An 11,985-nucleotide genomic window follows, 5' to 3' on the forward strand; every position below is an offset into this window, starting at 1 on the left:
GGCGCGGCGCATTGCCGCGCCAAGGCACGACGCGGGCCATCCATCCACAATCGAATGCGCTGCCGATTGGCCGCTCGTTGCCGGCCGGCAGGCCTGGATATCAGCTTGCTCCTGGTAGAAAGGCCGCGATCCATTCTTTCGGAAAGCGCTTCGGCCGGCCGTTCTCGCCGATGATCGCCGCCTCGACCTTTGCTTCGACCAGAACCTCTGTCCCGCGTTTCAATTGCTGCGCCATGACGATGCGGGCGCCGGAAATATCCTGCGTTGATGTGTCGATGGTCAGGATATCGTCCATGCGGGCAGGCGAGCGGAAATCTATCTCCATCCGCCGCACCACCCAGACGATCCGTTCGCCGTGCTTGCCTTCGTGAAGTTCTGTGTGGTGGACGCCCGCCAGCCTGAGATAGTCCGAGCGGCCGCGCTCGAAGAATTCGAGATAGCGCGCGTGGTAGACGACGCCGGAAAAATCGGTGTCGGCATAATAGACTCGCGCCATCAGCCGATGGCCGAATTCCGTCAAGGCTCCGGAAAGCCCGCCGGCAAGCGCCGCCGATTCACCATGATCGTCCATCGCGCTTTCCTTTTTGCCCCCGGCGGGGCACCTGTCTTGCCAAAATCACCAGCGCAGCAAACCGGATGGCACTGTTGACGGCGAGGATCAAGACCTTGATGGCAGCGCTGCTGGTGCTGGCGGCGTCTGCGCTTCCCGGTCAGGCCGCGAGCTTTTCGATGAAGCGCGGCCTCAACCTCGACCAGTGGACGACCTGGGTCGGGGAAGACAAATGGAACGACCGACAAGCCATCCTGCCCTATCCGGAATGGCGCAAGTTCCTCGACGAGGGTGACCTCAAGGCGCTGAAGGCCGCCGGTTTCGACTTTCTGCGCATGCCGGTCGATCCCTCGCCGTTTATGTCGGATCAGACACTGGCGCTGCGTGACGACCTTTATGCCAGCGTGCGGGACTCGGCGCGCATGATCAACCGGGCCGGTCTGAAAGTGATCGTCGACATGCACCTGATCCCGGCCGGCGGCGGCCGCGAGATCGGCATGGGCCAGGTGATGGACGATCCCGCAACCTTCGACGCCTATGTCGAGGTCGTCCGCAAAATGGCGCGCACGCTTGCCACTGAGGACCCGGCGCAGGTCGCTTTCGAGCCGATGAACGAGCCTATCGTCGACTGCGACAGCGATGGCACCAGCCTGTGGCCGGAGCGTCAGCAAAAGCTGTTCGCGGCCGCGCGCGCCTCGGCCACCAGGCTGACGCTGATCCTGACCGGCGCCTGTTATTCCAATGCGGCTTCGCTGGTCAAGATCGACCCAAAGTCGATCCCCGACGACAACCTCATCTGGACCTTCCACTCCTACGACCCGTTCCTGCTGACGCATCAGGGCGCGACCTGGGCCGGCGATTTCATTCTTTATGTTACCGGGCTGCCCTATCCGCTGACCGCGGTGCCGCGCGCCGAGCTCGATGCGACGCTGGATGCGATCCGCGCCAAGATAAAAGCCGAGGCGCCATGGACCAGACGGAACGGCCTGCTCGCCTATCTCGATGAACAAGCCGCCAGCATAAACACGGACGAAAAGCTGCTCGGCGTCATGGATGCGCCGTTCGAAAAGGTCGAGGCCTGGGCGAAGGCCAACGCCATCAAGCCGGAAAACATCACGCTGGGCGAGTTCGGCATGATCCGACAGGAGTATGGCAACCCCTATGTGATGCCGCCCAAATACCGCGCCGCCTATGTCAAGGACATGATCGCGCGCGCCGAGGCGCATGGCTTCTCATGGTCGGTGTGGAGTTTTGGCGGCGCCTTCGGCATCGTCGATGCCTTCAACGGCGAAAAGGCCGAACCCGCCGTGATGGATGCAATCCGCTCGCTCCATTAGCCCTAGGGCATGTCGAGATCCAGATCAGGCCGAGTCGGAAATGAGGGGTCCGAGAACCGGAACGGAGCGGACTTTGGTCCGTGACTACCGGAAGCGCAGGAACACCTCATTTGCAGGCCGGCATCACCTGAATACCGGCATGCTCTAACCGAGGTCGATCTGTAGGATCTCCGGCCGCATGCCAAAGCGCACCGGCGCGATGCTGAAGCCGAGCCCGCCTGACACGATCAAATTGCGGTCATTCTCGACGACATGGCCATAGGCAAAGCGGTTGCCGAAGCGGGACGGCACCACCGGTGAATATCCGAACAGCCTGACCTGCCCGCCATGTGTGTGGCCCGACAGCGTCAGCGAAACCCGCCACGGCACTTTCGGGAAAATGTCAGGCTCATGCGCAAGCAGGATGATCGGTGCCTGGTCGGTGATCTTGGCCAGCGTGCCGTCGAGATCGTCGAGGCCTTCAAATTTGTCGCGGCCTGCGGCCTTGTTCGGTAACAGGGCCAGCTGGTCGGCGAGTCCGGCGATCCAGAAGCCGTATCCATTCTTTTCCAGACGCACAGCGTCGTTCTCCAGAACCGAGATGCCGGCTTCCTCCAATGCCTTGCGCGCCACAGTCGGCCCCGCTCCGGCCTGCTGCGCGAAAGGATCGTGCCACCAGTCGTGATTGCCGAGGATCGACAGGACACCAAGCGGCGCCTTCAGTCCTGACAAGGCCGGCGCCCATTCATGGGCCTCCACCCGGTTCGTCACCAGGGACATGCCTGAGATATAGTCGCCGAGCAGTACGATCAGATCGGGCTGCAGCACGTTCGCACCCTCGACGAGCGAAGCGATCCGCTCAGGCGTCATCCAGGGGCGGCAGGCGTGAATATCGGCAAGTGCTACAACGCGCAGCTTCAAGCCCGCCGGCCAATGCGGCGGCGTCAGCCGGTAGCGCTTCACATGGGTCAACAGCATCGGCTCGATGCCGACCGCATAGGCACTGAGCGACGCCAGCGAGAGGAACGAACCCCCGACGAATTTCAGGAACCCGCGTCTGGTGATCACTTTTCTGGCTCCGACGCTTGATCGGAGCAGTTCGCGCCGACACTACGACGCCCGATAGCATCCAGGAATGCGCCTTCACGCTGGCAGGCTTGAGGAAATTCTGCGCAGACAGCCCGTTCCGGAGGACAAATCTCCGTTACTCTTCCTGGAACAGGTTGATCTGCTGCTGCGCCAGATCCTTCGGTGCGTCGAGGCCGAGATGGCGCCAGGCATTGGCGGTCAGCACGCGGCCGCGTGGCGTGCGTTGGATGAAACCCTGCTGGATCAGATAGGGCTCGATAATGTCCTCGATGGCGTCGCGCGGCTCGGATAGGCCGGCGGCGATGGTTTCGATGCCGACCGGCCCACCACCGAAATTGCGCGCGATCATCGAGAGATAGCGGCGGTCGAGCGCGTCGAGGCCGAGCGCGTCGACCTCCAGCCGCGTCAGGGCTTCGTCGGCAACCTGCTTGTCGACGTGACCGTCGCCGGCAACGGAGGCGAAGTCGCGCACCCGGCGCAGCAGCCGGCCGGCGATGCGCGGCGTGCCGCGGGCGCGACGTGCGATCTCCAGCGCGCCATCGTCGCCAAGCGGCATTTGCAGGATGCGGGCGCCGCGCCGCACGATCTGCTCCAGTTCCTCGACAGAATAGAAATTGAGCCGCACCGGAATGCCGAAGCGATCACGCAGCGGGTTGGTCAAAAGGCCGAGCCTGGTGGTGGCGGCAACGAGCGTGAAGCGGGCAAGATCGATCTTGACCGAGCGTGCCGCCGGACCTTCGCCGATGATCAGGTCGAGCTGGAAATCCTCCATCGCCGGGTAAAGGATCTCCTCGACTGCCGGATTGAGCCGGTGGATCTCATCGATGAACAGCACATCGCGGTCTTCGAGATTGGTGAGAAGTGCGGCGAGATCGCCGGCCTTGGCGATCACCGGACCGGAGGTCGAGCGGAAATTGACGCCGAGCTCGCGCGCCATGATCTGCGCCAGCGTTGTCTTGCCAAGCCCCGGCGGCCCGACGAACAGCACATGGTCAAGCGCCTCGCTGCGGCCCTTGGCGGCCTCGATGAAGACTTTGAGATTGGCCCGCACCGCGGCCTGGCCGACGAAATCGGCGAGCGTCTGCGGCCGCAAGGTCTGCTCAGCATCCTCGCCGCGCTTTTCCGGGGCAATGAGGCGGGGTGAAAGGCTCATGCGGCCTTCCTCGCACAGGGCAAAGGACCGGACAAGCAATCACTCACCGCGCCAGTTCCTTCAGCCCGAAACGAATGAGCTTCGAGGCATCGGCGTCCTCGCCGGCCGTCTTCAGCGCCGCCGCGACAGCATTGGCTGCTGTGTCGCGCGAATAGCCGAGATTGACCAGCGCCGAGACGGCGTCCGTAATCGGCGCCGGCGCCACGCCTTCGCCGAGCTCCTGCTTAAGGCCGATGGCGCCGGAGGCGGTTCCGGCATAGGCCGGCGCCTTGTTCTTCAACTCGGTGACGATTCGCTCGGCCACCTTCTTGCCGACGCCGGGCGCGCGGCTGACCATGGCGATGTCGCGCAGCGCGATCGCATTGGCGAGGTCTGCCGGCGCCAGCGTCGACAGGATGGCCAGCGCCACCTTGGCGCCGACGCCTTGCACATTGCTCATCAAGAGCCGGAACCATTCGCGTTCAAGCACCGACTGGAAACCGTAGAGCCGGATCATGTCCTCGCGCACATAGGTCTCGATGAACAGCACCACCGCCTCGCCGGGCGAAGGCAGCGCGGCCAGCGTGCGCGCCGAGCAATAGGCGACATAGCCGACGCCGTGCACATCGACGAGGCAGAAATCCTCCTCGATCTCGTCCAGCGTGCCTTTCAATTTGCCGATCATGCGTGATCCCTCATGCCAGCGCCATCCTGTAGGCGACGCTTTGCCGGTGATGCGCGTGGCAGATGGCGATAGCCAACGCGTCGGCGGCATGTTCGGTGTCGAAAACGGCTTTCGGCAACAGCACCTTTACCATCATGTGGATCTGCTTCTTGTCGCCATGGCCAACGCCGATCACCGCCTTTTTGACGGCATTGGGGGCATATTCGGCGACGACAAGGCCGGCGCGCGCCGGCACCAGCATGGCTATGCCGCGCGCCTGGCCGAGCTTCAGCGTCGCCACGGCATCCTTGTTGACGAAGGTCTGTTCGACGGCCGCCTCGTGCGGCATGGCGCTGTGCACGATATCGGCGAGGCCGTCATGCAGCTGGCACAGCCGCCTCGCCAGTGCCGCCTTGTCGTCGGAGCGTACAGTGCCGGAGCTGATAAAGCGCAGCGAGTTGCCGAGGCTCTCGACGATGCCCCATCCGGTGCGCCTCAGCCCCGGATCGATACCGATAATGCGAATCGCTTCCCTCATGCGCGAAGTCTACCTCCGGCGCACAGCGATGTCAGGGAAATGTGAACAAACCGGAAACGGGAAGCGTTTAACCTCGAGCGAAAGCCGTATTCAGCAGCGTGATCTGGTCGGAAACCGGATTGGCGCGGCGGCCTGTTACCGGCGTCTCGGCAAACGCGCCGCCATAGATCTCTTCGTCCATGCGGCGCACCAGCGCCTGCAGGCGCAGCGAGCGGGTGACGAGGTCGAGGAAATCCTTCGGCAGTTCGCCCCAGCCGACCGCTTCGTCATGCGCCGAGGCGGTGTCGAGACGCACCTTGGATTTTTCCGAGGCGACCTGGTCGCGGGTCATCTCGCCGGAATTTGCCGCCCGCTGCAAAAGCAGCCAGGAGGCGACCTGCATCAGCCTTGTGGTCAGCCGCATCGATTCGGCCGCATAGAGCGTCGCCGCCAGTCTGGACAGCTTCTTGGCCTCGGCCCGGCCCTTGCCGTCGAGATATTCCGCTGCTTGCTCAACCAGGCCCATGCCTTCCTGGTAGAGCGGTTTGAAGGATTGGGAGAAAACCCGGCGTTCCGCCAGCTTGATGGTTTTCGCGCTGCCCTTCGAAGGCTCGTTCATCGATACGCCCCTGCACTGCCCCGTCGGCTGATTCGGCTTCATCGCCGTCACGCCGGCACCCTAGATGACTGAAGCTTGAAAATGCGCTTCGCCGCCGGCGAAGGCAAGCACATGTTTAACAAACGGTTAACGCCTGCGCAGGGGCGCCAAGCGGACCAAAAGCAGACAAAAAAAGAGCCGCGGATAAGGCGGCTCTCAGGAGTTTAACAGGGAGGCGTCAAACGAAGTGGCTCCAACCACTCGGTAAGAATCCAGATCACTGGATGGACATAGTAAACACCTGTAAAGCTTAATGAACCCTTAACGGCGCGGATATTTCTTGATCGACCGCTGCCCTTCTGTGCCGTATCAGCACAACGGTGCCCTAAGCCTGATCGTCGGCTTGTTCATGCCTTCTTCCACACAGCCGGCAAGGAAATGAAGGCGAACAGCAGCATTGCCGCATAAAACCCCATCGAGGAGGAAGCCAGCACCGGCTCGATCTCCGGATGGCCGGCAAGTTCAAAGTAAAGCCCAATCATCAGTGCGATGCCGCAGATTGCCGTCAGCCAGAAATGCACGACGGCAATCGTCTTTTGCCCGACCGCTGGAAACAGGTGGTAGAAGAAGGCAAACACCGCCGACATCAGCCAGCCCGCCACCATGGTGTGCGCGTGGGTCGGCATCTGCCCATGGTCATTGGAGATCGCCATATGCAGGCCGAGCGCCATGCCGCACAGGGAATAGATGACGGCCAGGGTGAAGAAATTTCGTGCTACGCCTTGCATGGGATACCCTCGTTGGTTGTTGCACTTGGTCCGACCGCGCGCGGCCAAAATGGAGCGTCGGTCGCGAGCGGCTTAGTCCCCGCAGGTTTCAGGATCATGCCGCGAAACCAGCCAATGCCGACACGGCGTCTATCCGGCAAATGCCGGGTATTGTGCGGGCTGGCGGTAAAATCCGGCGACGGCGCCACCGCAACAAGCCGGCACCCACGCGGCATCTTCTGGATACATGTACGGAGATAATCCGCCCTCCTTCGGAAGCAGACGCGCGATAGCAGCGTTTACCCCCGGAACGATGCACAAGGAGCGGCAATGGACTGGTATTCTCTCTTCAAATTCCTGCATGTCATGGCAGCGATCCTCTGGCTCGGCGGCGGTTTCGCCATGCTGCTGGTTTCGATACTCGCCGATCGCGACGGCGACGACGAGACGCTGATGGTCATGCTGAGAACGACGGACAAACTCGGCTTGCGTCTGTTCGTGCCGGCGTCTATCGCGACCCTGGCTTCTGGTCTGGTGCTGACTTCGCTATGGACCGGCTTCTCCGACCTTTGGGTCGTCATCGGCCTTTGCGGCTACGCCGCCGCGTTTCTGACCGGTATCCTCGTGCTGAAGCCTTCGTTCGAAAAGCTTGCCACAATGCTTGCCGCGGACGGCATGACCCCGGCTGCCATAGCGTTTGGGCGCCGCATGATACGGATCGTCAAGTTCGATTTCGTCATCATGATCGTCGTCGTCGCCGACATGGTGCTGAAGCCGACCGCGCACGACATCGCCACTCTCGGCGCCATGGCGGTCGTGGTCGTTGGTGGTGCATCGCTGACCTTTGCGAGCGCCCCGCGAACCAAACCGGCAGCCGCCTGAGCGGGATTTAGAGCAGGCCGGCGATCCCGTCCCAAAGCAGCTTGACCGCGACCACGGCCACGGTCGCGTAGGTGAAGGGATAAAAAATCTCCGGCCGCATGCGCCGCACCAGCCAGGCGCCGGCGATGGTGGCCAGCGGCGCCAGCGGCATCAGCACGGCCGACGCCGTCAGGTTGGCGGTGTCGAACTGGCCAAGCGCGAAGTAGGGGATCAGCTTCAGCGCGTTGGTGGCGGCAAAGAAGATCGCCGATGTCCCCGACAGCACCTTCGGATCGAGCCGGATCGGCAGCGCATAGACCTGGAAGGGGGGCCCGCCGACATGGGCGACGAAGCTGGTGAAGCCGGCGACGGTGCCCCAGAAGGCGGCGGCGATGCGGTTGGGCGCCGCCGCATGGTCGGAACCGTGGCGGAACTGGAGATAGAGCCAGCGCAGCACGAAGATCAGCGCGACAGCGCCGACGATCAGCCGCACCATCTCTTCGGTTACGAGCGCTGCCGTCAGCCAGCCGAGCCCAATGCCGATCACCGCGCCCGGCATCATGTCGACCAGCATCTTTCTGTCGTAGACGCCCCACCACGTCCACACCGAAACGATGTCCATCAGGCACAGGATCGGCAGCAGGATGGCCGCCGCCTGCACCGGCGGCATGGCCAGCGCCATCAAAGGCACGCCAACGAAGCCTACAGCGCCGCCGAAGCCGCCTTTCGACAGCCCGACAAGTATCACCGCCGGAATGGCGGCGGCATAAAACCACGGATCGGCGAGCAGACCTGACATGAGCTGAAAATGGCTGGAGGGAAGACGGTTGCCCTGCAATAGCCCAGAAACCCTTGCGCCGCGACCGGGAAAATGCCGGGCCGGGTCGATCAACTGTGCGTAAAGCGACGGTTCCGGATTTGCGGCAAGATCGCCGCCGATGCATAAGGGCGCCGTCCCCGCTGCATCAGGTTTTGGCCCCAGGTTTTTGACCCCCAGGTTTTTGACAATGAGCGAACCCCACATCCGCCGCGCCGAAGCGGCCGACCTGTCTGCCATCGTAGTCATGCTCGCCGACGATCCGCTTGGCCGCAGCCGCGAGGATGCCACCGAACCACTCGCCAAGGCCTATCGCGACGCCTTTGCCGCCATCGACGCCGACCCCAACCAGTTTCTTGCCGTGATGACGGATAGCGGCCGCGTCATCGGCACGTTGCAGATCAGCTATCTCGCCGGGCTGTCGCTGCAGGGCGCCTTGCGCGGCCAGATCGAGGCTGTGCGCGTCGTCGCAGACCGCCGCGGCGAACGGCTGGGACAGCGTCTGCTGGAATGGGCGATCGAACAGTGCCATGAACGCGGCTGCAAGATTGTCCAGCTGACCACCAACAAGAGCCGCCAGGACGCGCATCGCTTCTATGACCGGCTCGGCTTCAAGGCCAGCCACATCGGCTACAAGCTGGAGCTTAATTCAGTGGCGGCGGACGGCGCCGGATCGGCTGCGCCTTGATGATGGCGGTGCTAGTCTCCGCCTTGTCGGCGATGCGGTCGAGAAGCTTGTCGAGCTCGCCGATGGAGCGCACGTAGAGCCGGGCCACGAAACAGTCGTCGCCGGTGACCTTGTCGCATTCGCCGAATTCCGGGATTTCCTCGATCAGCTTCTGGACGATATGCAGCTTGCCCGGCAGTGGCCGCACCCGCACGATCGCCTGCAACGGAAACCCCAGCGCTTCCGGGTCGATCTCGATGGTGAAGGCGCGGATGACGCCGCGTTCCTCGAGCCGCCGCAGCCGTTCCGAGACGCTCGGCGACGACAGCCCGACCTGCTGCGCCAGATCCTTCAACGAAGTCCGCGAATCCAGGATCAGGATGTCGAGAAGCTTTCTGTCCAACTCGTCCAGCATTTTCATCTCCTCGCAAAAGGGCAGCGCGCGCCTTATTAAATAAGGTGTTGTCCCCTTATCACCTTTCATAAGGCATATAAACCCTCAAGACGGCATGAGATTATGGCCTCAACAGATAGAGGTATTGTCATGGACAACACGGTACGCGGCACGATCGAGATGACGGCGGCGATGACGATCGTCGGCACGATCGGCTGGTTTGTCGTCATGTCGGGCCAGCCCGTCATGGACGTGGTGTTCTGGCGCTGCGCTTTCGGAGCGGTGGCGCTGCTGATCACCTGCGCGGCACTCGGACTGCTGCGCGGCAGTCTGACGCTGCGCATTGTTGCCATCGCCGCTCTTGGCGGCGCGGCCATTGTCATCAACTGGCTGTTGCTGTTCAGCGCCTTCTCCCGCGCCTCGATCTCGATTGCCACGGCGGTCTACAACACGCAGCCCTTCATGCTGGTCGGCTTCGGCGCGCTGTTCTTCGGCGAGCGGCTGACCCTGGCCAAGCTGACCTGGCTCGGCATCGCCTTCGCCGGCATGCTGCTGATCGTGCAGACAGGGCCCGATGCGGGTGTCGGTTCCGGCATAACCGGCACAGATTATGTCATCGGCATCGTCATGGCGCTCGGAGCGGCCTTCTTCTGGGCTGTCGCGGCAATCGTCGCCAAGAAGCTCAAGGGCACCCCGCCGCATCTGATCGCGCTGATCCAGGTCTGCGTCGGCGTCGTCATGCTGGCGCCCTTCGCCAACCTCTCGCATTTGCCCGCCGATGCCTGGAGCTGGGCCATGCTGGCCACGCTTGGCGTCGTTCACACCGGCCTGGTGTACGTATTGATGTACGCCGCCATCCAAAAACTGCCGACGCATCTCCAGGGGTCACTGTCCTTCATCTATCCTGTCGTTGCGATCCTGGTCGATGTGATGGCCTTCGGCCACCGGCTGCATCCGGCCCAGCTCGTCGGCGCAGCCGCGATCCTGATCGCCGCCGCCGGCATGAATCTCGGCTGGACTTTGTGGAGGGCCAAATCGCCGGCCGAAAGCCCGCAAGCCGTCAAATGAGCCGCAGAGCGTCGGCTCGCCGGCGATCGTAAACCAAAGCCAGCGCATCGTTCCCCGCCCGCCTGTTCAAGGCGGGCGCTTTGTTCTATGCCGCAATGCAACCATCTTCGCCCGGCATAGGCGAAACCCGGGATCGAAAGCCATGAACGACGCAACACCCCCCAACCGCTGCCGCATCGTGCTGATCGCACCCAAGGACGCTCCGGCGCAGCGCATTGCGGCTGCCTTCGACGGCGGTGATATCGCTTCGCTGATCCTGCCTGAGAGCGGCATGGACGAGGCTGCCTTCCAGGCCTTTGCAGAACAGATCGTACCGGCCGCGCAAGCGGCCGGCATCGCCGTCATCATCGCCGGCGATACCCGCATTGCCGGCCGTGTCCAGGCCGACGGCATTCATGTCGAGGTTTCCAAGGACGCGCTCGCCGAGACCATCGAACACTTCCAGGGCAAGATGATGGTCGGCGCCGGTGGCGCCAAGACGCGCGACGACGCGCTGGAACTCGGCGAAACCAGACCCGACTACATCTTCTTCGGCCGCTTCGGCTACGACAACAAGCCGGAACCGCATCCGCGCAACCTGTCGCTCGGGCAATGGTGGGCGGACGTGATTGAGATCCCTTGCATTGTCATGGCCGGTTCCGCCATCGCCTCGGTAGAAGCGGTGGCCGCCACTGGCGCCGAGTTCGTGGCGCTGTCCAGCGCCGTCTTTGCCGAAGGCGCCGATCCGAAGGCGGCGATTGCCGCCGCCAATGCGCTGCTCGACCAAACCGCGCCGCGCTTCGAGGGCTGACGTGCGCCGACATGGACTTCCTCTCGCGGTTCTCGTTGCGGCCTTGATGAGCGGGGCAGCGATCGCGGCGGAGACCGTTCCGCTGCCGCAGCCGAGGCCGGACACCAGCGCGCCCGCCCTCAGCGTGCCGGATGCGATCGCTCCCGATGCGGGTGCTCCAAAAGCCGGTGCCACGGATTCCGGCGTCCATATCGACAAGCCGATCGACACCCCGCTGCCGCAGCCGGCGACAACCGCGCCGCTGCCGTCGGCCGACGCGATCAACCCCGAACGTTTCGGCGCCAAGCCGGCGGACCCCGCCTATGGCGCTTTCCAGCGCGGCCTTTACAAGACGGCCTACAATCTGGCGTTGGTGCGGGCTCAGAATGGCGACCCGGCGGCGCAAACGCTGGTGGCCGAGATCCTGTCGCGCGGGTTGGGCGTGCCGCTCAACCCAGCGGAAGCCGCCAAATGGTATGCGCAGGCCGCCGAGCAGGGGATTCCTGAATCGCAGTTCCAGTATGCGCTGATGCTGCTCGACGGCCGCTACGTCAAGAAGGACGAGAAGGGAGCTTATGCGCTGATGCAGGCCGCCGCCGAGGCCGGCAACCGGCTGGCGCAGTTCAACTTCGCGCAATTGCTCGTGCAGCAGGATCCGGGCGGGGCCGGGAACGCCAGGGGTGTGCGTTATTATTACCGTGGCGCCCCGACCGGGCTTGACCGCCCCCAGGATGGGATGTCGCAGCGCTAGTCGCAATGCCTCGTCGGGCATCCCC

14 protein-coding genes and 1 pseudogene are annotated in these 11,985 nt (G+C 63.4%); 6 read left to right on the plus strand and 9 right to left on the minus strand.

The features are described 5' to 3' along the window. Positions 1–100 precede the first annotated feature (100 nt). Entirely contained in the window at positions 101–571 is a 471-nt protein-coding gene (gene ybgC / locus NKH35_RS26240; RefSeq protein WP_023673845.1) for a tol-pal system-associated acyl-CoA thioesterase, read from the minus strand. A 65-nt stretch (positions 572–636) separates the two neighbouring features. Between ybgC and NKH35_RS26245 the strand changes: the two genes are divergently transcribed. Continuing rightward, on the plus strand, positions 637–1,887 hold the full coding sequence (locus NKH35_RS26245) for a glycoside hydrolase family 5 protein (RefSeq protein WP_023733016.1): 1,251 nt from the start codon (positions 637–639) through the stop codon (positions 1,885–1,887). Between the two features lie 144 nt (positions 1,888–2,031). On the opposite strand, the gene NKH35_RS26250 is transcribed toward NKH35_RS26245, so the two are convergent. From NKH35_RS26250 to NKH35_RS26275, 6 genes are all read right to left on the minus strand, one after another. After that, a complete protein-coding gene (locus NKH35_RS26250; protein WP_023684177.1) occupies positions 2,032–2,934 on the minus strand; it encodes a metallophosphoesterase in 903 nt (300 codons plus the stop codon). Between the two features lie 136 nt (positions 2,935–3,070). Further along, the gene (gene ruvB, locus NKH35_RS26255) at positions 3,071–4,108 is read right to left on the minus strand and encodes a Holliday junction branch migration DNA helicase RuvB (RefSeq protein ID WP_023688958.1); all 1,038 of its coding nucleotides are present in this window, start codon (positions 4,106–4,108) and stop codon (positions 3,071–3,073) included. 43 nt (positions 4,109–4,151) lie between these two features. Continuing rightward, on the minus strand, positions 4,152–4,772 hold the full coding sequence (gene ruvA / locus NKH35_RS26260) for a Holliday junction branch migration protein RuvA (RefSeq protein ID WP_023733015.1): 621 nt from the start codon (positions 4,770–4,772) through the stop codon (positions 4,152–4,154). Positions 4,773–4,782: 10 nt separating this feature from the next. Next, entirely contained in the window at positions 4,783–5,289 is a 507-nt protein-coding gene (gene ruvC, locus NKH35_RS26265; protein ID WP_023736872.1) for a crossover junction endodeoxyribonuclease RuvC, read from the minus strand. A 67-nt stretch (positions 5,290–5,356) separates the two neighbouring features. Then, positions 5,357–5,887, minus strand: coding sequence for a protease adaptor protein RcdA (rcdA, locus tag NKH35_RS26270; RefSeq protein ID WP_023688956.1), 531 nt, complete (start codon positions 5,885–5,887; stop codon positions 5,357–5,359). A gap of 386 nt (positions 5,888–6,273) precedes the next feature. Next, on the minus strand, positions 6,274–6,654 hold the full coding sequence (locus NKH35_RS26275) for a hypothetical protein (RefSeq protein WP_023668767.1): 381 nt from the start codon (positions 6,652–6,654) through the stop codon (positions 6,274–6,276). 309 nt (positions 6,655–6,963) lie between these two features. Here NKH35_RS26275 and NKH35_RS26280 point away from each other — a divergent pair, with 309 nt between their 5' ends. Then, positions 6,964–7,515 carry a DUF2269 family protein gene (locus tag NKH35_RS26280; RefSeq protein WP_023694595.1) on the plus strand — a complete coding sequence of 184 codons (552 nt, stop codon included), beginning with the start codon at positions 6,964–6,966 and terminating at the stop codon, positions 7,513–7,515. Between the two features lie 7 nt (positions 7,516–7,522). On the opposite strand, the gene NKH35_RS26285 is transcribed toward NKH35_RS26280, so the two are convergent. After that, positions 7,523–8,293, minus strand: a complete 771-nt coding sequence (locus NKH35_RS26285) for a sulfite exporter TauE/SafE family protein (protein ID WP_023668765.1) — start codon at positions 8,291–8,293, stop codon at positions 7,523–7,525. Between the two features lie 208 nt (positions 8,294–8,501). On the opposite strand from NKH35_RS26285, the gene NKH35_RS26290 reads away from it, so the two are divergent. Beyond that, positions 8,502–8,999, plus strand: a complete 498-nt coding sequence (locus NKH35_RS26290) for a GNAT family N-acetyltransferase (RefSeq protein ID WP_352911244.1) — start codon at positions 8,502–8,504, stop codon at positions 8,997–8,999. Here NKH35_RS26290 and NKH35_RS26295 read toward each other — a convergent pair. Beyond that, positions 8,956–9,393 (minus strand): Lrp/AsnC family transcriptional regulator, encoded by a 438-nt coding sequence (locus tag NKH35_RS26295; RefSeq protein ID WP_023704892.1) that lies wholly within the window; start codon positions 9,391–9,393, stop codon positions 8,956–8,958. The genes NKH35_RS26290 and NKH35_RS26295 overlap by 44 nt on opposite strands. A 129-nt stretch (positions 9,394–9,522) precedes the next feature. Here NKH35_RS26295 and NKH35_RS26300 point away from each other — a divergent pair, with 129 nt between their 5' ends. The 3 genes and pseudogenes from NKH35_RS26300 to NKH35_RS26310 form a co-directional block, all read left to right on the plus strand. Next, positions 9,523–10,440, plus strand: coding sequence for a DMT family transporter (locus NKH35_RS26300; protein WP_352911247.1), 918 nt, complete (start codon positions 9,523–9,525; stop codon positions 10,438–10,440). Positions 10,441–10,582: 142 nt separating this feature from the next. Further along, on the plus strand, positions 10,583–11,230 hold the full coding sequence (locus NKH35_RS26305; RefSeq protein ID WP_352741537.1) for a thiamine phosphate synthase: 648 nt from the start codon (positions 10,583–10,585) through the stop codon (positions 11,228–11,230). Between the two features lie 46 nt (positions 11,231–11,276). Beyond that, positions 11,277–11,954 (plus strand): annotated as a pseudogene (locus tag NKH35_RS26310) (tetratricopeptide repeat protein); the annotation flags it as partial. Positions 11,955–11,985 lie beyond the last annotated feature (31 nt).

Origin of the sequence: Mesorhizobium sp. M1143 (genome assembly GCF_040318435.1) — a bacterium.
Taxonomy (GTDB): Bacteria; Pseudomonadota; Alphaproteobacteria; order Rhizobiales; family Rhizobiaceae; genus Mesorhizobium.

Bases quoted from the DNA above. Each gene is read 5' to 3' on its own strand.
- NKH35_RS26245 (WP_023733016.1), top strand. From the start codon at position 637: ATGGCACTGTTGACGGCGAGGATCAAGACCTTGATGGCAGCGCTGCTG.
- NKH35_RS26285 (WP_023668765.1), bottom strand. From the start codon at position 8,293: ATGTCAGGTCTGCTCGCCGATCCGTGGTTTTATGCCGCCGCCATTCCG.
- NKH35_RS26305 (WP_352741537.1), top strand. From the start codon at position 10,583: ATGAACGACGCAACACCCCCCAACCGCTGCCGCATCGTGCTGATCGCA.
- NKH35_RS26280 (WP_023694595.1), top strand. From the start codon at position 6,964: ATGGACTGGTATTCTCTCTTCAAATTCCTGCATGTCATGGCAGCGATC.
- rcdA (WP_023688956.1), bottom strand. From the start codon at position 5,887: ATGAACGAGCCTTCGAAGGGCAGCGCGAAAACCATCAAGCTGGCGGAA.
- ruvA (WP_023733015.1), bottom strand. From the start codon at position 4,772: ATGATCGGCAAATTGAAAGGCACGCTGGACGAGATCGAGGAGGATTTC.
- NKH35_RS26290 (WP_352911244.1), top strand. From the start codon at position 8,502: ATGAGCGAACCCCACATCCGCCGCGCCGAAGCGGCCGACCTGTCTGCC.
- ybgC (WP_023673845.1), bottom strand. From the start codon at position 571: ATGGACGATCATGGTGAATCGGCGGCGCTTGCCGGCGGGCTTTCCGGA.
- ruvC (WP_023736872.1), bottom strand. From the start codon at position 5,289: ATGAGGGAAGCGATTCGCATTATCGGTATCGATCCGGGGCTGAGGCGC.
- NKH35_RS26300 (WP_352911247.1), top strand. From the start codon at position 9,523: ATGGACAACACGGTACGCGGCACGATCGAGATGACGGCGGCGATGACG.
- ruvB (WP_023688958.1), bottom strand. From the start codon at position 4,108: ATGAGCCTTTCACCCCGCCTCATTGCCCCGGAAAAGCGCGGCGAGGAT.
- NKH35_RS26295 (WP_023704892.1), bottom strand. From the start codon at position 9,393: ATGCTGGACGAGTTGGACAGAAAGCTTCTCGACATCCTGATCCTGGAT.
- NKH35_RS26275 (WP_023668767.1), bottom strand. From the start codon at position 6,654: ATGCAAGGCGTAGCACGAAATTTCTTCACCCTGGCCGTCATCTATTCC.